14 protein-coding genes and 3 pseudogenes are annotated in these 20,429 nt (G+C 68.9%); 10 read left to right on the top strand and 7 right to left on the bottom strand.

Features of this window, described 5'->3' with window-relative positions:
- Positions 1 to 173: 173 nt before the first annotated feature.
- The 5 genes from AB0G52_RS33370 (at position 174) to AB0G52_RS33350 (ending at position 5,541) form a co-directional block, all read left to right on the top strand.
- Positions 174 to 2,051: an AAA family ATPase gene (locus tag AB0G52_RS33370; RefSeq protein ID WP_361341650.1), complete on the top strand. Its 1,878-nt coding sequence runs from the start codon at positions 174 to 176 to the stop codon at positions 2,049 to 2,051.
- A complete protein-coding gene (locus tag AB0G52_RS33365; protein ID WP_361341647.1) occupies positions 2,048 to 3,805 on the top strand; it encodes a UvrD-helicase domain-containing protein in 1,758 nt (585 codons plus the stop codon). Before AB0G52_RS33370 ends, AB0G52_RS33365 begins: the two co-directional genes overlap by 4 nt.
- Before the next feature lie 111 nt (positions 3,806 to 3,916).
- Positions 3,917 to 4,456 (top strand): winged helix-turn-helix domain-containing protein, encoded by a 540-nt coding sequence (locus AB0G52_RS33360; RefSeq protein ID WP_361341644.1) that lies wholly within the window; start codon positions 3,917 to 3,919, stop codon positions 4,454 to 4,456.
- Positions 4,453 to 4,983, top strand: a complete 531-nt coding sequence (locus AB0G52_RS33355; RefSeq protein WP_361341641.1) for a transposase — start codon at positions 4,453 to 4,455, stop codon at positions 4,981 to 4,983. Before AB0G52_RS33360 ends, AB0G52_RS33355 begins: the two co-directional genes overlap by 4 nt.
- A 105-nt stretch (positions 4,984 to 5,088) precedes the next feature.
- On the top strand, positions 5,089 to 5,541 hold the full coding sequence (locus AB0G52_RS33350; RefSeq protein ID WP_361341638.1) for a DUF5959 family protein: 453 nt from the start codon (positions 5,089 to 5,091) through the stop codon (positions 5,539 to 5,541).
- Positions 5,542 to 5,564: 23 nt separating this feature from the next.
- Here the strand turns inward: AB0G52_RS33350 and AB0G52_RS33345 are convergent, their stop codons facing one another.
- The gene (locus tag AB0G52_RS33345) at positions 5,565 to 6,215 is read right to left on the bottom strand and encodes a hypothetical protein (protein ID WP_361341703.1); all 651 of its coding nucleotides are present in this window, start codon (positions 6,213 to 6,215) and stop codon (positions 5,565 to 5,567) included.
- Positions 6,216 to 6,324: 109 nt separating this feature from the next.
- Positions 6,325 to 6,537: pseudogene (locus AB0G52_RS33340) on the bottom strand (zinc-ribbon domain-containing protein); the annotation flags it as partial.
- Positions 6,538 to 7,392: 855 nt separating this feature from the next.
- Here AB0G52_RS33340 and AB0G52_RS33335 point away from each other — a divergent pair.
- A complete protein-coding gene (locus tag AB0G52_RS33335) occupies positions 7,393 to 8,751 on the top strand; it encodes an ATP-binding protein (protein ID WP_361341635.1) in 1,359 nt (452 codons plus the stop codon).
- A gap of 344 nt (positions 8,752 to 9,095) precedes the next feature.
- Here AB0G52_RS33335 and AB0G52_RS33330 read toward each other — a convergent pair whose 3' ends face one another.
- The gene (locus AB0G52_RS33330) at positions 9,096 to 10,490 is read right to left on the bottom strand and encodes a hypothetical protein (RefSeq protein ID WP_361341633.1); all 1,395 of its coding nucleotides are present in this window, start codon (positions 10,488 to 10,490) and stop codon (positions 9,096 to 9,098) included.
- A gap of 86 nt (positions 10,491 to 10,576) precedes the next feature.
- On the opposite strand from AB0G52_RS33330, the gene AB0G52_RS33325 reads away from it, so the two are divergent.
- The 3 genes and pseudogenes from AB0G52_RS33325 to AB0G52_RS33315 form a co-directional block, all read left to right on the top strand.
- Positions 10,577 to 15,007, top strand: a complete 4,431-nt coding sequence (locus AB0G52_RS33325) for a hypothetical protein (protein WP_361341630.1) — start codon at positions 10,577 to 10,579, stop codon at positions 15,005 to 15,007.
- Complete coding sequence (locus AB0G52_RS33320; protein ID WP_361341627.1) at positions 15,004 to 15,435, top strand: DUF4231 domain-containing protein; 432 nt, start codon at positions 15,004 to 15,006, stop codon at positions 15,433 to 15,435. The genes AB0G52_RS33325 and AB0G52_RS33320 overlap by 4 nt, the downstream gene beginning before the upstream one ends.
- A gap of 129 nt (positions 15,436 to 15,564) precedes the next feature.
- A pseudogene (locus tag AB0G52_RS33315) lies at positions 15,565 to 15,642 on the top strand (ATP/GTP-binding protein); the annotation flags it as partial.
- 12 nt (positions 15,643 to 15,654) lie between these two features.
- Here the strand turns inward: AB0G52_RS33315 and AB0G52_RS33310 are convergent.
- Positions 15,655 to 16,089: pseudogene (locus tag AB0G52_RS33310) on the bottom strand (DinB family protein); the annotation flags it as partial.
- A 267-nt stretch (positions 16,090 to 16,356) separates the two neighbouring features.
- The gene (gene gap, locus AB0G52_RS33305) at positions 16,357 to 17,397 is read right to left on the bottom strand and encodes a type I glyceraldehyde-3-phosphate dehydrogenase (RefSeq protein ID WP_361341700.1); all 1,041 of its coding nucleotides are present in this window, start codon (positions 17,395 to 17,397) and stop codon (positions 16,357 to 16,359) included.
- A 118-nt stretch (positions 17,398 to 17,515) separates the two neighbouring features.
- Here gap and AB0G52_RS33300 point away from each other — a divergent pair, with 118 nt between their 5' ends.
- Entirely contained in the window at positions 17,516 to 18,379 is an 864-nt protein-coding gene (locus AB0G52_RS33300) for a LysR family transcriptional regulator (protein ID WP_361341624.1), read from the top strand.
- Positions 18,380 to 18,386: 7 nt separating this feature from the next.
- On the opposite strand, the gene AB0G52_RS33295 is transcribed toward AB0G52_RS33300, so the two are convergent.
- On the bottom strand, positions 18,387 to 18,971 hold the full coding sequence (locus tag AB0G52_RS33295) for an ABATE domain-containing protein (protein ID WP_361341621.1): 585 nt from the start codon (positions 18,969 to 18,971) through the stop codon (positions 18,387 to 18,389).
- A gap of 7 nt (positions 18,972 to 18,978) precedes the next feature.
- Positions 18,979 to 20,238 carry an MFS transporter gene (locus AB0G52_RS33290; RefSeq protein ID WP_361341618.1) on the bottom strand — a complete coding sequence of 420 codons (1,260 nt, stop codon included), beginning with the start codon at positions 20,236 to 20,238 and terminating at the stop codon, positions 18,979 to 18,981.
- Between the last annotated feature and the right edge of the window lie 191 nt (positions 20,239 to 20,429).

Raw genomic sequence — 20,429 nt, 5'->3', positions numbered from 1 at the left:
CCTGCAATCCCACTGCGCTACGAGCCGGAGTTCGAACTGCCCACCAGCCCCGGCGACGAGGAGTTCTTCAACGTGAGGCCCAGGACGGGCAGGCACGGCCTACCATCACTGCTTGATCACCGCTGCTGTTGGCAGGGCTTGACGTGCCGGGGACGGGGAGGCGGACTGTGTACGTGTCCGAGGTGCTGGTGGAACGATTCCGCTCGTGCGAGCGAGTGCGGATCCCTCTGCGGCCGGAAGTGACGGTGCTCGTCGGGGAGAACAACGCGGGCAAGTCCAGCGCGATCGATGCAATTCGCCTGCTGACGGACCCCTTGGACGGGCGCCGGGTGCGCTACTTCGAAGAATCCGACGTTCTCAAGCCCGCCGCGGCCGAACGGGGCGGCCCGAGCCTGCAGCTGGATGTCGCCGACATCTCCGCACAGCAAAGCGGCGCGTATCTTGAGGCGTTGCTGCGTGAGGGGGATCCCGACAGCCGCACCGCACGGTGGCAGGTGTCCTGGACGCCACCGCAAACGGGCGGACGGCGCGGCAGTACCGCCTGGTCGCAGGGCGCGGGCCTTCCGGTCACGGGGGAACCTCCGGCACGCAGCGGCGTCCGGCATGTCTACCTGCCGGCGCTGCGCGATGCGGAGCGGGAGCTGGCCTCGGCCGGCGGTGACCGGGTCCGGATGATTCTTCGCGGGCTGCTGGGCGACGACACGCATGTTGATGCCTTCGTGGATCGGATCGGCACCGAGCTGAAGAAGGTGGCCGCGGACCCGGACGTGGTCAAGGTCAGCGAAAAGATCAACGAGCCGCTGCGGGACCTGACCGTCGGCGCGCATCCCCAGATGAGTGAACTGGCCCTGGCCGAGCCCACCTTCGCGTCGATCACCCGGTCGCTGCGCATGCTGTTGGGCGACGCCTCCGCCCAGCCGTTTCCTCTTTCGGCCTCAGGACTGGGCTACGCCAACACCCTGTTCATCGCCACGGTGATGGCCGAGCTGGACGCGGCGGCAGAGGCAGACCTGACCGTGCTGCTGGTCGAGGAGCCCGAAGCGCACCTGCATCCGCAGCTGCAGACCCTGCTGCTGCGCTACCTGCAGCAGCGGGCGCGGGCCTCGCGCCGTCGGCCCGCCTGTGACCCGGCCCAGCCCGCCGGGCACCTGCAGGTGGTGGTCACCACCCACTCCCCCATCCTGTCGGCCGCAGCCAGCGTGGAGGACCTGGTGGTCATGGCCCGCTGCCCGGCCGAGCTATCCGACGGCTGGCAGGCCAGGCCCCTGCCCATCCCTGAGCTGCATCTGAGCCCAGACCGGGTGCGCCATCTGGACCGCTACCTGGATGCCACGAAGAGCGCCCTGCTGTTCGCATCGCGGGCGATCCTGGTGGAGGGCATTTCCGAGCTCCTGCTACTGCCCGCTCTGGCCCAGCGTGTCCTGGCCGCCGGTGAGGACGCCGACGCTCAACAAAACCAGGAAGCATTCGATGCGCTGGAACGGTTCTTCGGCACCACCCGGGTGATCGTGGACGGTGTCGGATTCGAGGTCTATCTGCGGGTGCTGCTGGCGCCGGTGGACGGCATGTGTCTGGGAAGGCGGGTGGCGCTGATCACCGACACGGATGTGGCGCCCGAGCAGCCAGAACCGGCCAGGCTGCAGTCGCTGCGGGAACTGCCCCGCCGCTGGCACTCCCCCGGCGTGCTGCATCTGGCCGCAGCGCCGCGGACGCTGGAGCCGGCCCTGTGGTCGGCCGACAACATCACCGCCTTGCGGGCGGCGTTCCTGCGCTGCGCGCCGCGCTCGGAGGCGCGCTGGGAGCAGGTCGTCACGGCTTCGGATCCCGCCGTGGCATTCGGGGAGCTGTTCGTCACGAAGACCAGCCGGACCCGCACCGGTGCCGATGGAGACGTCACGAAGGGCACCAAGATTTCCAAAGGGCTGTTCGCCCAGGAACTGGCCGACGTGCTGGCCGACCCGACGGTGGCATTCACCGTGCCTGCCTACCTGGCGGACGCCATCCGCTTCATCACCGCCACGGACCGCACTTCTGCGGTGAGCGCGCCATGACCGGGCCGACAGGGCCGGGAGAGACAACGTCGGTACTGGACGATGCTAAAGCGCAGCAGCAGGCTGCCATGGCTGTGTCCGCGCCTGCCTTCGTACCTGCCTGCCCGGGCGCCGGCAAGACGCATGTGATCACCAGTCGGCATCTGCAGTCGCCCCGGCGGCTGCTGCGGCAGGGCCGGGCCCTGATCTCGTTCACGCGTGTGGCGCGTGATCAGATGATCCGCCGCTGCCGCCAGGCAGGCCGCGCAGACCTGGTCCAGGCACCGCACTTCATCGGCACCCTTGACTCGTTCCTGTGGGAGTTCCTGGTCAAGCCGCGGCGGGCGGCCGAGCCCGTGCCCCGCCTGCTGGAGTCGTGGGCGGGCATCAAGGCCACGGTGGAGGGCGTGGACCGGGAGGTCTCCCTGCACCGCTTCCCCATGACCTTGTATCCCTCACAGAGCCCCGCGCGCGAGGCGGTCGCCTGGGACAAACTCGACTACGACACCCGGCAGCTCATCGAGGCCAGCACGTACAGCCAGCAAGCGTGGGAAGACAAGATCCTCGCCACCCGCAAGTCGTGGTGCCAGCAGGGGTATTTCACCGGGCACGAGGCGCGGGTGCTGGCCCTGTGGAACCTGCACAACGCCGAGGCCGCCACCGGGCTGCTGGGACCGCTGCGCTCCCGGTTCGCTGAAGTCATCGTCGATGAGGCGCAGGACTGCTCCGCCGCCGACCTCGCCATCCTTCGACTGCTGCACGACGCCGGCCTGCCGCTGGTCCTCGTCGGCGACCCGGACCAAGCCATCTACGCCTGGCGCGGAGCCGAACCCCAGGCTCTTGGGGCCTTCGCGGCGCAACTGTCCCCCACCCCTCACCGCCTGACCGGCAACTGGCGCAGTTCCCCCGTCATCTGCCACCTGGCGTCCACCCTGCGCACGGGGCAGCGCCCGCCGGACACGTCCGTCGTACGCGACGACGACATCCCCGCCCTGCTGCTGCCCACCCAGTTCGCCGCCTCCGGCAGCCGCCACCTGCACGCTCCGACCGGCACCGGCATCGTCGACGCTTTCCGCGCGCTCGCCGAGGAGTACGCCGTCCCGGCAGAGAACTGTCTGGTGACCGCCTACAAGTACGCCACCTTGCCGGGCATCACCCGAGAGCGGCCCAACACCAACACCATCACCATCCTGGCCTGGGCCCGCACCGTCGCCCACACCCCGAGCGCCTCCGGCGACGACCTCGCCCGGGCCTGCGCGATCGCCGTGCGCGTCCTGTTCGGCTACTGGTATCCGGGCGAGACCGGCGGCCCCGACCGCATCATGGCCGCCCACCGCCTGTCGGCCGGCCAGGTCAACCGCACGGCCTTCGCGTTCCTGCACAGCCTGCCCCCGCCCCACAAAGAATGGGGTCCGCAAGTGTGGCAGGCCATGAAGGCCTGGCCCGCTCTGCCCGGGGCCGCCCCGCAAGGAGGCAAGGGCCGCCCCGCCGGAAAACCCACCCTGTCACGCCCCCAGCCAGCCACCGGCATGCGCACCAATATCGTCCACCAGATCAAGGGCGACGAAGCAGACGGCGTCCTGCTGTTACTGCCCGATGCCGGAAGCGTGCAGCGCTGGGCCACCGCGGACGCGGCCACCGACGAGGTGCTGCGCGTCTGGTACGTCGCCGTAACCCGCGCCCGCCGCCTGGCCGCCATCGCCCTGCCCGAGGACGAGACCGACGCACTGGCCCGACTGCTGACAGAGCGTCAGGTACCTGTCCGTGTTGTGTGAACCGACTGTCGGCCGCGGACACCCGCGTGGACCACGTGCTACTGAACTTGAATGGGTGATGTCGGAGCCGTTCGCCTGACGGTGGTGGGCCCGTTCCGGTAGCCCTGGACTGTGAGATACGCGCAGGGCGGCGGGCTGACCGAGGCCGGGAGGGCCGCCCGAGAGCGGATCCGGCTGCAAGCCGTGGAACGCTTCGAGGGCGGGCAGAAGAACCGGGAGATCGCTGCCGCGCTGCGGGTCAGCGAGCGGTCCGTGGAACGGTGGCGTCGCCAGTGGCGCGAGCGTGGCGGGGCCGGGGTCCTGTCGAAAGGATCCCCGGGCCGACCGAGGCTCAGCGATACGCAGATCGCCAGGCTGGAGAGAGAGTTGGAGCGAGGGCCGCTCGTCCATGGCTGGACGGACCAGCGGTGGACCCTGGCTCGGATCAAGACGCTGATCGGTCGCCTGTTCCATGTCTCGTACACGGTCGAGGGCACATGGCTACTGCTCAGGCGGCATGGCTGGTCGTGGCAGCAGCCTGCCCGGAGGGCCATCGAGCGGGACGACACCTCGGTCGAAGTCTGGAAGAAGGAGACCTGGCCGCGGGTAAGAGCATCGCGGCGGAGCGCGGGGCCTGGATCGTCTTTGAGGACGAGGCCGGGCAGTCGATGACTCCGCCGCGTGCCAGGACCTGGGGCCGGCGGGGCTGCACTCCAGTCGTGCGGGTACGCGGCCGCGGTTCCGGACGAGTGTCGATGGCGGGCATGACTTGCTACAGGGCCGGTGAGCGGGCCCGACTGTTCTATGCGGTCCGTGAGTACACCGGGCGCAAGGACCAGCCGAAGGGCTTCGGCTGGCGCGACTTCCGTGATCTGATCGTCCGGGCCCGCATTCAGCTGGACGGGCCGATCGTGCTGGTCTGGGACAACGTCCGAGTACACCTGACGAAGCCGCTACGCGAGTTTATCGACGCGAACGCCGAATGGCTCACCGTCGTTCAGCTGCCCACCTGCGCGCCCGACCTCAACCCGACCGAAGGTGTGTGGTCCCTGGTCAAGCGCGACATCGGCAACCTCGCCGCCGCCGCCAGCCTCAGCCAAATCACCCGCGCGATCAAGCATCGGCTCAAGACGCTCCAGTACCGGCCAGATGTGATCGAGGGCTGTCTCGCCGGCACCGGCTTGGCCCTGGGCACGTAACTCCTCCCTGCCAGGTCCTGCCTGTCTTGCTCGTCCGGCGATAGGAGACGATGCAGCCCACGCCAGCGCACGAAAGCGAGCAACTTCATGGCGGAGCCCGCTCCGATGGACCTCATCCACCTCGCCGATCCCGACGGGGACCGCTGCATCGTGCGGGTCGTGGGACGGTTCCAGCCGGGCGTGCTGACCGGCCACGACATCCTGCACGCGGACGTACTCGCCTCCACGAGTTTTGTCGACGCCCGGCTCGACCTTTACCTGTTTCAGCATGACCTGGACTCCTGGGAGCAGGAGCTGTCCAACCTGGGACCAGGCCAGACAGCCAGCATTGGCGGAGACCGCGGCCTAAACCTAGGCATCCACATGCACGAAGACAGCTGGCTGTCGATCCAGATCAGCGACCCGGACCGCCTTACGACGCTTCTGGGAATCCGGCCCGAGGGAGACTGGATCGCCGAACACCGCGGGCGCCTGGAACAGGTCCGGCTGACCTGGCCCCGCGAAGTCATCGAGACGGCTCCAGGAGCTTACGAGTGGAGCCCCAACCGCAAGCGGTAACCACCTGATCCATCCAGCCGACATCACGCTTTCAAGTTCAGTAGGGACGAGAGCCCGACCCCACACCGGCGCGGCGGCGCGCGGCGGATGTCCCCGTCTGCTCCGGCGCATCCGGCCGCCGCCAGGGCCTCGCACGGCGTGAACAGTCCCGGTTCCTCCTCCATCAGCCAACCCCGCTCGACCAGCCGCTTCAGCTTCGACCGGAAGCCCTCCACCTTGCTCTTGTCCGTCGACAGGCCCAGCGCCGCGCACAGGTGATGCGCCCACATCGGATGCACCGCGTCCTGGAGGACCTCGACGATGTCCCGGTACGAATCCGGCAGCACCCCCACGGCCAGCCCAGGCGTCCATTGCGGCACCAGCCGCACCCCCACCGGCGATCCCGCGAAGCGGTGCTCCTCCATCTCTGCCCCGCCCGCGTCCGCTGCCGCCCCGGCAACCGAGACCGTCTCGTCGCCGGACAGGATCTCGGTCATTGTCTCCCGCGTGATCTGCAGCCGGGACAACACGTCCTCCCGCTCAGCCAGACGACTGGTCAACTCCTCGATCTGATCCCGCAGTTCGGCGATTTCCCCTCGCACGGCAGCCTCCCGCCGATCGAGCTCCTCCAGCCACGACACCATCGCCGCCTCCAAGACCACCACGACGATCCGCCGTCCGACCACGAACGGCAACGGCGCACGGCGTCACCAGCTCACTCCGGAAGAGCCGCACCCGATTCAGATCGGCCAGCGATTCTCCCGGGCCGGGAGCCCGGTTGCGGCGCTTCCAGCACTCAGGGCAACCTGAGGGTTTGACTGTACGGGTGCGAAACTGCAGCCGGGCGGGCCACTGGTGCCCGCATCTTTCCGCCGAGCAGCGCCACTGGCACCGGTCCGTGGACGACAGAGGCAAGTCTTCCAGCGCCGTACCCGGGCTGGACAGGTTGGACACGAACTCGGCCGTCAGCCGCGCCCGAACTGCATCCACCTCGGTGGCACTTCGCCGTTTACCCATAACGGCAGATCCTGACAGCCATCACTGACAACGGCCGTCCACGGGCCCCAGCGCTGCCCGGGAACGCCACATCTCGTGCCAGGGAAGCACGTCGGTGTCCGGGGGATCCCATGCAATGGGCAGACTGCAGTGTAGGCATCCCCGACTCTGGTGGGTGACGCCCGGCCGCGCCCGCGGCCGGGCAGGTGATGAGTCTCCACCAGACCAAGGGACGGGAAGCCGACACGACCATCCTGCTGGCCGTCGACGAGTACTACGGCCGCGAAGTTGAACCCTTCCCGGCGGCTCACGACTGCTCTACGTCGTCATGACCCGCGCCCGCCGCAACGCGCACCTCGTCGTCCCCGCCAACTCCCATCCTCTGTGGGCACCCCTCGCCGCCGCCCTGGAGTAGTGGCCGGCGTGCCGACCAGAGGCGGCGGCTTATGCAGCCGCAGAGCCGGCACGCAGAGGAAAGGATCACCGTGCACGGCGAGTTGGGCGTGGAGCGTTCTATGTGTCGGTGGGGGCTGGCAGCCGTGCGGTCAGTCGGGCTGCCTCGCGGACTTGGCGGTTGACGTCCTGCCGCATTCGGGCGAGATTGCCCCCCACGCGCCAGTCAGGAGCGGCGCCGAATCCGTCAGCGGACGCGCCGACATCGACGGGGCGGCCAGCAGTTCGTGGTCCCCTCCATCCTGCGGACCAGCCCGTCGCGCATCGCCTCCTCGTCAGCCATGGCAGCGCCCGGTGCGCACGAACCCTCTGTATGTCTGACGCTCTCGGGTGCCCACTCCTTGATCAGCGCATAGCCAAAGCCGTTGCGGCAGGTGGGACCCCGGGGATAGTTCTTCATACATGGTGATGCGATCACGGCGCTTGGAAGATCTGTTCGGGGCGCGGCTGGACGACTTGAGTTACCAGGACATCAAGGGCCTGGTGGGCAACCATGAGGCAGCCGAAGCGGAGGATCTCGACTACAAGCGGGGCCACTACGAGTCCGACGACAAAGGTAAAGAGGAGCTGGCCAAGGACGTTGCCGCTCTGGCCAACCACCGAGGGGGCGTCCTCGTTCTCGGCATGGCGGAGGCCAAGGGTGTGCCGAGTCTGGTCTGCGATGTCGACCTTGATGACCATCACTTGAGGCGCATCCGTCAGGTAATCGCGAACAATACGGCCCCGCCGGTCCCTTACGAACCGATCTGCATCCCGAACCCCGACGCTGCTGGCACTGGCTTCATCCTCCTGGCCGTTCCTCGCAGCCCGCAGGCTCCCCATGCCGTGACAGCCACTCCGACGAAAGCTTCCAGGGACGTTCTTCGCTACCCCCGGCGCAGTGGGAGCCAGACCGAGTGGCTCACCGAAACAGGGGTGGCCACCGCATACCGGGCCCGGTACACAGCAGCAGTCGCGCGCGATGAGCGACTGGCCGAGGTGGAAAGCGACATCGTCATGGCAGTCGTAGAGCGCACCACTCCGCACCTCATCATTGCTCTGGTGCCGGAGGTTCCGGGCGATATGGTCGTCAACGCCAGCACCTTCGAGCGATACCGGGTGGAACTCCTGGGCGCGGAGTTGTACCTCGGGCAGGGTCATCGATTGTTCGGCTACGCCACGGTCGGAGCGCGCAGGCTGATCGCCCAGGAGGGCAGAGGGGACCAGGGTGCGCGGGCGGAACTGCATCGTGACGGCAGCGCAGCCGTTGTTCTCCCCCTTCACACGCGCCAGTCGAAGATCCGAGGCGATGAAGTCGATCTGCAATTCGTCGAACTGGGGGAAGTCGTCTACAAACTGCTGTGTGCGCTGGCGTTCCTCGCCGGCCATGCCCGTGACCGGGCTGCGGCCGGCGGGACGGCTGTGGTCAGGGCTGTGCTAGTGAACGGCATCGGTTCTCATCCCGATGCATCCATGCATAGGGTCGCGGAGTACCGCGATCCGTTGCCAATGACCGTTGACCGCCTGCATAGCGGTGTCGGACGACGCCTGGAAACCAGCACGCAGCCGTGCGAGTACGCTTACTCTGAAGCCACCGTGCTGCTCGATGACATGGCAGACCACGGCAGAGGCCTGCTCCAGGCCGCTGCCGTACTGGCTGACGAACTCCTTCACGCCTACGGCATCCCGGAGACAGGGCTGATCACCGCGGACGGGCAACTACGCACCGCCGGCTTCACTGACCACAACCGGGGCGCTCTCACAGCCTGGGCGAGGGAGCACAACCTCATGGACGCAACATGACGGCCTCTCGGCGGCCCAGAGCTGCGAACGCCGCGTACCGGCTGTCACCCCGGCCGGTGCGGACACGCGCACAAGCCTGCACAGCAGGACGGTTTGACGGCGGTCCTTGGCAAGGTGCTTCGGCGAGCCGGCTGATGCAACGGGCGGCCCCGGGATGACGTCTGTTCAGCAGGTCAGTAGTGTGCGCAGGTGCGCTATACGGTGTGGGATCCCCATTCGATACATGCGTTCAAAAGGGCGGGGCTGACCGGTCAGCAGCGCAGCCTGCTGGAAGGGCTGGCGGAAGCCTCTTCGCAGACCGCAGACCCTGGACGCCGGTAGGCGCGGGCCATCCGCGAGGCCGATCAGCACTGTGCGACCACGATGAGGTCCTCCACGCTGCTCGCGGGTGATTCCGTCGTCGTTGTGACTTCGACGTGCCAGGTGCCGGGCGGCAGGCGGCAGGCGGCTGTGTAGGTTCCCTCCCCGTCCGGGAGGAGGGGGAGGGTCCTGCCGTGGGGAGTGCCGTCGATGTCCTTCAGGTGGGCGTGGAGGACCATCTGTGGGTTGTCCGCCCGGACGCGTAACGGCACTTCCTGCTCGGCCAGTGCCACCGGGGGCAGGTCAAGGGAGAGGGGCGATGGTGGCTTCAGCGCCTCCCCGGGGCGATTGGAGGTGATCTTGTGAGTGAGCTGCCTCAACAGGTGCGTGTGGCGGGGCAGACCGACGTGTTTCACCGGGTAGAACAGGGCGTCGGCGTCGTCGCGCCAGTGCGCGGGGACGCTGCTGAACCACGGGACCGTTCCGTCTCCCCCGTAGTCGGCGCCCCGTTGTCGGCGGACGAAGCGAAGTTCTGAGCCGTGGATCTCCACCGCTTGTTCCGTCGGCTGTCCGTGCCCCGCGAAAACGTGCAGCAGACCACGCGATGACGGCCTCTCCTTGTCGAGGATCTCGCCGTGAAAATCTCTGGAGTGCCGCACGGCATGCTGATCGAGGTCGGGGAGGTCACGATCCGTCAACTTGACCGCGGTGTCGTCCGTGCGGCCCGGCTCGGTGACGCAGGCGTAGGTCGGCAGGAGTTCCACGACGGACGGGAAGGTCCCCGCGATGTCGCGCAGGCGCGCGTTGATGGCTCCCACTCGGCCGCCGAGCCTCTCCGGCGGCCGCGGCAACAGCCGGCCGGTCAGGACTTTCAGCGCTTTCATGGAGCCGCTGAACGGAGTGCCGAGCGTGTACGCCCGCCGGGTCAGCTTCTGGCCGTCGAGGACGTACAGAAAGTACCGGCCGATCAGCCCACCCATGGAGTGGCAGACTAGTTGCAGCCGCGCGTCGGCGCCACCGCCGTTCCGGCGCCACTCGTCCAGACGCGGTTCTACATCGCGCAGAAGCCGACGCGCGTTGTACCGGTTGGACAGCCTCCAGTCGTAGGCGAAGATCATGATCTGCCGGTCGTCCCCGACGCACGTGCGCAGGTGACGCACCAGGGGCCCGTATCCCGCCCCGGCCCAGAAGCCGGGCCAGACCTGCCATCCCCCCATCAGTCCGCGCGGCTCCAGGAAATGGGGAGGTGGGGACGGGCCGTCCCCGATGTCGGAGGGCAGCCGAAGAGTTTCCAACGTCCGGCAGAAGTCCCCCAGGACATGCGCTCCCATGGCGAACGAGGCATCCCATGCGGGCCGTTCCCCCGACGTGTACAGCACGCTGCCGAGGATGCCCGGCACGACCACGATGAGATCCCGCGTCTGACGCTGTTCGAACACGACACCGCCTCAGCTGTCGTGACGGAAAACCCGTCGAACCTGTGGGCTCTGTGGCGACACAGACCCGGACTGACCAAGATAGAGGCATGCGGAACACGGGGGACAACTGGGGAACCGTCCTGGACATCGTCGTGGATGAGTACGGTTCCCCGACTCTGAGAAGGCTGACGCACCTGCGCGCCCATGTGGACGCGCTGATCGGGTTGTTCGTCACCGGGGGCTTTCGCCGGTATCCCGGCGACCGTAGCCGCCCCGAGCACCTCAGCCACCGCCTACTGCACGACCTCTTCCGGGAGTTACGGCTGCCGCCCCGCACCGAGCGGCTCTTGGTGTACTGGGCGGGACACGGCGTAGAACTGCAACGCAGCGGACTGCGTCTGCTCTGCTCGGACACCGCCGTCGGTCCCCAGCAAGTCAATCCGGGGGACTCGATCGACCCGGGCTATCTCGGATCACAACTGGCCATGTGCGGCGCCCGTGACATCGTCCTCGTCATGGACGCCTGTAGTGCCGGAGGCGGTGCTCAGGCGGCGATAGACGCGTTCAGACGCGAGGTCGCCGATCAGAGTCTCATCCACGATCCCACGCTGACCGTCATCAGCGCCGCGGCTTCGGGCCAGGAAGCCCACGAGCACGCACTCAGCGAGGCCTTCCGCGCCGTCCTGGACGATCCGGATGAGAGGGTGATCTACCGAGAGTGGGGACCGCACGACCAGTACATCAGCGTCGAATGCGTGATCCGTGCCCTGAAGAGGCAACTCGGTTCGTCCCAGCGTCTCGACCCGGTCATCTTCGGCGTCGCCCGCAACGACTTCTTCCCCAACCCGCGTTTCGACGCGACTCTTCCGGACGCCGGGCTCGAACGACGCCGTGGACGGCCCGCACTGCTGCGCGCAGACGTCCGCGAGCACTTCATGCTCAAGTTCCGCGGCATCGACACCACGGGCGACGACGGTTACTTCTTCCACGGGCGCGTCGCCGCCCTCCGCTCCATCGTGGGCTGGCTCCGCACGGAAGGCTCCGGCATGTTCGTCGTCACCGGGGCGCCGGGAAGCGGCAAGTCAGCGCTGCTGGGGCGACTCGCCGTGCTGTCTGACCCGTCGTACCGTGAGGAGGTCGACCGGGCCGACCCGCGCATCGTCCGTGCCGCGGCGCCGGGAACCGTGCCCGACATCGGAGCCATCGACGTGGGCGTCCACGCGCGCGGCAAGCACGTGCTGGACTGCGTCGCGGAGCTGGCCGACGCCCTGGGACTGCCCGCCCCTCGCCGTGGCTGGAAAGGCCCGGAGCAGTTCGTGTCCGCCGTCAGCCGGACGGGCCGTCGGCTCACCGTGCTCGTCGACGCGCTGGACGAGGCGCTGCCGGACGCGGTGGATGTCATCGCCGAACGCCTGCTGCGGCCGCTCGCCGACCTTCCGGGCACCAAGGTTCTGGTAGGCACACGTCGTCGCGCCATCGAGGCCGGAGGCTCCACCGCACGGGACCTGATCGCGCTCCTCGCCCCCGAACCCGGGCGGCTCCAGGACCTCGATGACGCTGCCGGCACCACCGATGACATCGAGGCCTACGCCCACCAGCGCCTCATCGACCTGGAAGACTCCCCGTACGCCCTCGCCGACAAAAGGATCATCGAGCAGGCGGCACGGCGCGTCGCGCGGGAGAGCGAGTCGGTGTTCCTGATGGCCCGTCTGTTCACCCGGGCGCTGGCTGGCCGGAGCGACACCCTGGCACTGGACGGTCCGGAGGCGCGCGAGATCTTCCGCAGCCGGGACGTGGCCGAGGTCTTCGCGGCGGACCTGGAGCGGTACGGCATCCTGCGGCAGAAGGCCACCGACCTGCTCGCCCCGCTGGCCTGGGCACTGGGCTCGGGTCTGCCCAGACGTACGGTATGGGCCAACGCGGCGACGGCGCTCACCGGCGGTGCCAGGACGTACACCGAGGAGGACGTGACCTGGGTTCTGGCGCACGCCGGCGCTCACCTGATCGAGGCCGGCGAGGCGGCCCAGAGCGTCTACCGGCTCTATCATCAGGCCTACGCCGACTACCTCCGGCAAACCGTTGCCGAGCCTGACCGCGCGCCCGTCCTCCTCTACGAGGCCGTCCTGAGCACCGTGCCGGGCGCCGACGGCCACCGGAACTGGGCGCGCGCTGGCCGGTACGCGCTCAAACACCTGCCGGCCTACGCGCTGGCCGCCGATCGGCTCCCCCACCTCCTCAGGGACGCGCGCTTCCTGGCGTACGCGGACCCGACCCAGATGATGCACGCCCTGAACACGCCCGAGCAGCAACGCCGTTCGGTGTCACGGCTCTATCTTCGAGTCTGGGACGAGCTTCGGGAGCTGACCCCTGAGGACCGGGCGGCCGTGCTGCAACTGCGGGCCGGCGTCGACGAACCGGACGCGCTGCCGGAGCTGGCGACCGATGCGCTGCTGGGTTGGCGGACCCGGTGGGGCAACGGCCGGAGGACGAACTTCCACGGCGTGCTCGTCGGCGGACCGGCCAGCGCGGTGGGCGCCGTCGCGATCGACCTCGCACCGTCCGGGACGCTCACCGTGGCGGCCTGTGACGTCGAGGGATCGGTCCGTGTGTGGGACGGCGCCTCGGGCGAGCTCCTGCACACGTTGTCCGCGGGTCCCGCCCCGGTGGTGGCGGTGGAGTTCGCCCGTGCCCATGGCCGGCTCCTGCTCGCCGCCGCATCGGATCGCCAGGTCAGCCTGTGGGACGCCCTGAGCGGTCGGCGGGCGGGTGCCATCTGCTCCCACCCCAGGAAGGTGAGAGCGATGGCCTTCGGGGCCACCCTGGTCGGCGAACCGCTGCTCGTGACCAGCGCCGGGGACCGCCGTACCCGTCTCTGGGACATCGAGCGTGGTGCAGCACTGCGGACCTGGCCCGTCGACGGTCTCCGCACGCATGCGCTGGCTCTCACCTCCCTCCCGGGGATCGGTGACGTGCTCGTCGCCGCCCACGCCATGGACCGGGTGAGCGCCTGGAAGATCGAACGGACGGCCGGTAATGGCGTGCCGCGACGGTTGTGGCGCAGGACGGGCCTGCTGTGGGCCCGCCACGGCTTCGCCCTGGGGAAGATCGACGGACGTGCGGTCGTGGTGGGCCGCGGCGGAGTGCTCCCCGAAACAGTGCGTTGCCTGGATCTCAGGACCGGAGAACCAGTCGGCGAAGAAGGGGAAACCAAGGACGGCACGTCCACGCTCGGAGAGATCGGGTTCCTCCCCGAGTGCCTGGCCGGTGTCAAAGGTGATCCCGCGGCCTTCGTGACGGGCGGACCGGACGGCCAGGTCCGGCTCAGCCGTGGGGGCGGCACCGTCGGCGGCTGGACCGGTCACTCCGCCACCGTCGGGGCGGTCGCGGGCGTACGCAACGGCAGCGGTGACATCCTCGTCGTCAGCGGAAGCCAGGACGGGACCGTACGGCTGTGGAACACCGGCGTCTCGACCTCTGAGGACCATCACGAACACGGCGAGTCGCATGAGGACGCCGTCACCAGCTCAGACCTGGTCACACAGCCCGACGGCCGGCTGCTGCTGGCCACTGGCACCACGGACGGAACGGTCTGGATCTGGGACGGCAGGACGGGGCGACGGATCGCTCGGTGCTCCAAGGTCGAGGCGAAAATGAGGCCCAATGACTACATGGCCGCCGCTGATGGGTTGTACCGGAGCCGGCTGAGCTCCGGACACACCGTAAGGGTCACGGCCGTCTCCTGGATTCCTGCCGCCGACGGCCACGACGCCACCCTGGTCTCGGCCGATGAATACGGAGACCTCCAGTTCTGGAGCACGGAAGGCGACCCCCTCGTCAGACGGGAGACCGGTCGCCCGGTGAGCGCCCTGACCACGACCGCCGTCGGTGGCGACGGGCTCCTGGCGGTCGGCCACCCGCACACCATCGCTCTCTACGGCAGCTACGGCGAACGGCCGGACAGCTGGCTCGCCTCGCTTTTCCAGCGCCGCCGTATCGGCGCCGTGGCCTTCGCGCCCCAAGCCGACGGAACGCTCTGGCTGACGAGCGGCGACAGGAGCGGGAGGATCAGTCTCTGGGAGCACCCCTCCGGCAGAGTGGTCGGACAACTCGCCCCCGGCGAAGGCGGCAGGGCGCACCAGGGTCCCGTACGCGGCCTCGTCGCCGCCCTCGGCCGCGAGGGCCCGGTACTGGTCAGCGCCGACGACGACGCCGTATGTGTTTGGGACCTGACGTCCCGGTCCCTCGTGGCCGAGTTCGACTGCAAGCCGGTCCACGCGCCAGCCGCGACGACCACGGCCGACGGGCGGGTCCTGGTCGCCGCACCCACCGCCGACCGCGCCGTGGAGATCTTCGACGCCCGGGCAGGGACGCGGCTCGGCGCCGTCCGAGGCTTCCCGCAACCGGTGTCGACCGTAAGCATGCTCCGCGACCGTCACGACTCCGACGCGGTGCTCCTCGCCGTGGGCCATGGCCGAGTCGTCCACCTCGTGGAACTGCTCGAATCCTCCGACCGCCGGCGCAAGAAGGACACCTCATGACCGCCACGGCCCCGCAGCCGTCACCCTCCGCCCCCGACGGGCTCCAGGCATTTCCACCCGCGCTGCGGCGCGAGCTGCGGCGGGAGTTGCGCCGTTGGAGGGTGGGCACGAACGCGTACGGCGGTACGTACTACGGTCTGCGCATCGTCCTGATCGTGACCAGCGCCATCGTGGCTGCCGACCAGAACCTGGGGCACGCGAAGGGAAGTTGGCTGCTGTCCTGGATGCCGACCCTGTCCCTGGTCGTCGCCATCACGACCGCAGTGGACACCTGGCTCAAGCCGCAGCAGAAGTGGCGGGGCTTCATGGAGTCACGCGACGCGCTGGCCGACCTGCTCGTACAGGCAGAGGGCGGTCTGTCCGCGGAGGAGGTGCGGACCCGGTTCCTGGAACTCCGCCAGCGCCACCGAGAACGCAACATCTTCTGAGTCGAGGATCGTCCCTGCCACGGCGCGCACCCTGTCGGCCAAACCGCCACCCGACCAGGGTCATTGGATCGAAAGTGCCCGGTTATGTCAGGTGAGGCCAAGGGCTCGTAGCGGCCGCTGCTGGTCGCGGCCGTCTGCCACACCTGCACCACCGCGGGTGTCCAACTCGTCCTCATCGACGAAATCCACCGCCTCAACCCCCGTACTCCCGTCGATCAGTTCTCGTGCGATGTCGATGTGGCCGGCATGCCGGGCGTACTCCTGGAGCAGGTGGAAGAGGATGCGGCCAAGGGTGGGTGGCTGGACGCCCGGAGGGAAGCGGCCTCCGGTTCGGGCGGGTGTGTGCAGGTCGGCGTCGGTCTACAGAGACCGCGACAGAGCCACCTCGTACTCGTAGGCAGCCCATACCTGGTCCGCCGGGACGTGGACCGGCACGCTCCATTCGGCGGCCTCGCCGTCCGGCGGGTAGGGCTGGACGTCCTCCGCGGCGAAGCCCCAGCGCATCCAGCGCCGTTCGACCCATCCCAGATGCTGTACGAGTCCCAGTGGTGACCAGCCGAGCTGCTGGACCGGCTTACGCAGCGTGGCCTCGGAGAGTCCGGCGGTCTTGCGCCGCAGGGTGCCCCGGTACCAGTCTAGGTACGCGTGCAGCATCTCCTGCGGGTCCTCGACCGTGGCCCCCGGGCCTGGGAAGAGCTCACCCGGGGTCTCCTGCGGCATCTGGTCTCCTCGTGCGATGTTCGGGTGGATGAGGCGCCCCCTACCCCCGAGGGACCGGTCCCATGCTTCCCGGCCAGGGCGCGGCACCATGACCAGACCGAAGCTGATCGCACCGGACCAGATACTGCGAGGCATCACATAGAGCGAGCCGTCGGGGGTCAGCCAGGCGCGGGCGGGTAAGAACGGCGCAGGCGGGCGCAGTCAGCCGCCCACCTGGCCGATTAGCGTGACGAGGTCCAGCGTCCGATGGGAGAAGCCTGTCTCATTGTCGTACCAGCCGAACGTTTTGACGACTGAGCCACGGCCGACGGCGTCGCTGACCATAGTCAGGGGCGCGTCAAAGATGCAGGACGCGGGCGAGCCCACGATGTCCGAGGAGACCAGTGGGGCCTCGGAGTAGATGAGGAGCCCGTCCATGTCGAACTCGGCCGCCTTGCGGAATGCGTCGTTGACCTCCGTCGCGGTGACCGTGCGGTTCAGCTCCACGGTGAGGTCGACGATGGAGCCGTCGATCACTGGCACCCGCATGGAGGTGCCGTCCAGCCGCCCGGCCAGTTCCGGAAGCACCCTGCCGATAGCGCGGGCGGCACCCGTGCTGGTCGGAATGATGTTGGACGAGGCTGCGCGCGCCCGTCGGTAGTCGCGGTGTGGCTGGTCCTGCAGGCGCTGGTCGCTGGTGTATGCGTGCACGGTGGTCATCAGCCCTCGCTCAATGCCGAACCGCTCGTGCAGCACCTTGGCCATGAGGGCGACACAATTCGTGGTGCACGACGCGTTCGAAATGATCTGCTGGGTGCCGTTGTAAGCGTCAGTGTTGACCCCCATCACGACGGTGAGGTCCTCCCCCTTGGCGGGGGCGGAGATGATGACGCGTCCGGCGCCAGCGCTCAGGTGGCCCGCGGCGTCCTCAGCGTTGGTGAAGGCGCCGGTGGACTCGATCACGACGTCGACGTCGAGCTCCGCCCAGGGCAGCTTCGCAGGGTCTGGCTCCCGCAACACACGCATGGTGTGACGGGCCACCTGCAACCGGTCCCCGTCGATGGTCACCTCGTCGTCCAGCCGGCCCTGGACGGTGTCGAACTGCAGCAGGTGGGCGAGCATGGCGGCGTCGGCGAGGTCGTTGACGGCCACGATCTCGACGCCGCGACGCTGGAGCGCGGCTCGGGCGATGGTGCGTCCGATGCGGCCGAATCCATTGATGGCGATGCGCATGGCGAGAAATCTTCCTCCATCTCTTTTCATTGTTGTGGCGGTTGGTCGGTCGGTCTTCAATACAGTCGCAGGCATGTGCCGTTTGGGAGGGTGCACTTAAGTAACGTCGAGCCATGGCGATGTTGGGGAGGACATGGAGATACGCTGGTTGGAGACGTTCGCCGTGACAGCGCGGGAAGGCAGCATGAGTGGTGCCGCCGAGCGGCTTGGTTATGCGCGGTCCACCGTGACGGGCCATATCCAAAGCCTCGAACGCTCACTGGGTGCCAGGCTGTTCGACCGCCGCTCCCCGGGCCATCCGCTGACCATGTCGGGCGTGGCCCTGCTGGAGCACGCGGAGAACGTCCTTGACAGCATGGAACGGGCTCGGGTCGCCGTCGTCGAGGCGGAGGGCGGCCACAAGGCCCCGCTCCGTCTCGGCGCCACCGACTCGGTCTGTGCATACCGGCTGCCAATCTTCCTGCGCATGCTGTCCCGCTTCATTCCTGATCTGAAGGTCGAGGTGGAGACGGGTCCGGCCACCCAGCTTCGGCAGCAGGTCGTCGGCGGCCGGCCGGAGGTCGTCCTGGTCAACGGTGTGTGGACCGAGGACGACCGCGGGCTGTCCGACTCCCAGCTCCTCGCCCGGCAGAGCTTGTGGGAGGAGGAGACGGTGGTGGTGGGCACGTATGAAGCGGCTGCCTCGCCGCAGCGGGTACTGGTCACCGGCCCGGATTGCGTGTACCGCAATCTGACGGAGCGGGAGATCCTGCGCCAGCTGCCCGACGCGGAGGTGCTCCAGGTCGGCAATCTGGAAGGTGTGAAGTCGGCTGCTCTCGCCGGCCTGGGCGTCGGCCTGCTGCCGCTGGTGGCGGTCAAGCCGTGGTTGTCCAGCGGGCACCTGAAGGAACTTCCGCTGTACACCGGCGCAAAGGTGATCACCGAGGTGGTGTGGAACCTTCGGAAGTGCCCGACGGATGTGGCGCTCCACCTGCAGAGGCTGCGGCTGTCCACACCTGAGCGGACCGCATGAGCGTGCGTCATGCCCTGTCGGCCTTGCGGGCGCGGTGCGCGGCGACGTAGTGGCGGTTGCCGCATGCCGAGGCAGAGCACCAGCGACGGCGTTGGCCCCGGGACGTGTCGAGATACACCATGTCGCACGTGGGGCCTTCGCAGACCCGCAGGTGCCGGCGCTCTGGCGAGCTGAGCAGGCGGATGGCGTCGTCGGCCACGGCGGCGAGCAACTGGTCGAGGCACGGTGGGTGAGCCAGTCGGCGGGTCATCCGCCCCCGCTCGCCCCGGACCAACCGCGACGTCGGCCGGCCCGCCGCGGCGGTGAGGTTCAGTTGGGCGATGTCAGCCTCGGTAGGCTCTTCGCCGCGCAACGCGGTGTGCACGATCCGGTGCAGACGGCCGCGCAGGGCCGTGAACCCGGCCCGCCAGTCCGAGTTGACCGTCAGCGGCTCGTCGTCGGGGACGAGTCCGGAGCGGTGCAGCCAGTCGGCCAGGCGCTCGTCGCTGTCCAGGCGCTCCACCGGGCTCGGCGACAGGCGGGCGCCCACGGTGGCGAGCAGGTCCAGGCAGAGCCGGCCGGCGTCGAAACGCAGTTCGGTGCTGGCGTGCATGGGTGCCTCACTCCCTCCCGGGGGCCAGCGGCACGGCCAGCAGTGTGGCAGCAGCACAGGTCGCCCAGACCAACGGCCAGGAGACCCCGGCCAGCAGAGGCACCATGAGCGGGGCGATGAATCCCGCCGCGAAGACGGTGGTGTTCTCCAGGCCGAGTGCGGTGCCCGCCCGGGCCGCTCCGGCCATATGAGCGATCTCGGTGTAGGCGACGCCGTGCCAGGCGTTGGCGAGGATGCCGGAGACGATCAGCGCCGCGACGACGGCAGGAGTGGGGGCGTGGCTCAGGACGGCCGCCACTGCCAGGGCCACGGTGGCGCCCAGGCCCACTGCGCGCACATACGGCCGACGGGTGCCGGCGTGCTTGTCCGTCCAGCGGCCCGAGGCAACACGGGCGGCTGCCCCGCCGATCTGAACGATGACGATGGCGGTGGCCCCGACGGCGAGCGAGGCGTGATGCGCGTCGTGGAGGAAGACGCCGACGAAGGTGAGGATGGCGAACTGCGGGATCGTCAGCAAGCCCGAGGCGAGCGCCAGCCGCCACACCTTGCCGTCCTTCAGGGGCGAGGTCTGCGGCGCTGATGCTGCGGCCGCTGTGCCGCCGGCCGAGGGCTCCTCCTCCGGGGAGTGCATCCACCGGTAGGTTGCCCCAGCCGCGGCAAAGCAGAACAAGGCGAGGACACCGTAGACAGCGCGGAAGCCGAATCCGACGGCAAGCCAGGGAAGCAGGGCGGAGCCGATGGCTCCACCGGCGGGGATTGCCGTCTGCCGCAGGCTCATGGCCAGCCCACGCTGGCCGTCCTTGAACCATGCCATGACCGCGCGTCCGGACGAGCCGTTGACCGATCCGCCGAGCAAGCCCACCAGTAACAGCCCGGCGCCGAGCAGACCGACGGCCGGCACGGCGCCGCCGGTCGGAACGACCGCACCTGCCATGAGGGCCAGCAACAGGCCCGTGGAGAGCAGGCCGGTGAGCAGGATGCGGCGCTCGCCGAACTTGTCGGTCCATATTCCCCATGGCACCTCGGAGATCGCGATGCCCAGGGAGATGGCGGCCAGGGCGATGCCCAGGGTGCCGTTGGTCAGGTGGTAGGCGGTGCGCATCGCGGTCGAGGTGGTCGGGATTCCCTGGAAGGCGGCCGAGAAGGCGGCCTGGGAGGCGATGCCGATGCCAAGGATGACCCAGCGGTGGCGGGCGCCGAACCGGCGTGCCCCGCTCTTCATGCGCCCTTTGCCTGCGGGCACTTGCGTGGTGAGTGGTACGGACACGAGTGTGCTCCTCCGTCCGGTGCATGGACTGTGTCGCTGCGTCGATACAGCACGTCAGGGTGGTGCGGTGGTCCGCACCCGAGGTGTCGTTGTGCCGCTGCCGCGCGATCCGCTCGCGCCGGCCGGTCGGCGCGTAAGGGTTCTGACTACTTACCCGAGGATCCAGGCCGCCTGCCGGTGGCTCAACCCGT

The organism is Streptomyces sp. NPDC021562 (assembly GCF_040640875.1).
Lineage (GTDB): Bacteria > Actinomycetota > Actinomycetes > Streptomycetales > Streptomycetaceae > Streptomyces.
The sequence above is the reverse complement of the archived record's forward strand: the minus strand, read 5'-3'. Positions and strand labels throughout refer to the sequence as shown.

Excerpts from the sequence above, each read along its gene's own strand:
- AB0G52_RS33365 (WP_361341647.1), top strand. The coding sequence starts at position 2,048 with ATGACCGGGCCGACAGGGCCGGGAGAGACAACGTCGGTACTGGACGAT.
- AB0G52_RS33295 (WP_361341621.1), bottom strand. The coding sequence starts at position 18,971 with ATGCACGCCAGCACCGAACTGCGTTTCGACGCCGGCCGGCTCTGCCTG.
- AB0G52_RS33350 (WP_361341638.1), top strand. The coding sequence starts at position 5,089 with ATGGACCTCATCCACCTCGCCGATCCCGACGGGGACCGCTGCATCGTG.
- AB0G52_RS33320 (WP_361341627.1), top strand. The coding sequence starts at position 15,004 with ATGACCGCCACGGCCCCGCAGCCGTCACCCTCCGCCCCCGACGGGCTC.
- gap (WP_361341700.1), bottom strand. The coding sequence starts at position 17,397 with ATGAAAAGAGATGGAGGAAGATTTCTCGCCATGCGCATCGCCATCAAT.
- AB0G52_RS33355 (WP_361341641.1), top strand. The coding sequence starts at position 4,453 with ATGACTCCGCCGCGTGCCAGGACCTGGGGCCGGCGGGGCTGCACTCCA.
- AB0G52_RS33325 (WP_361341630.1), top strand. The coding sequence starts at position 10,577 with ATGCGGAACACGGGGGACAACTGGGGAACCGTCCTGGACATCGTCGTG.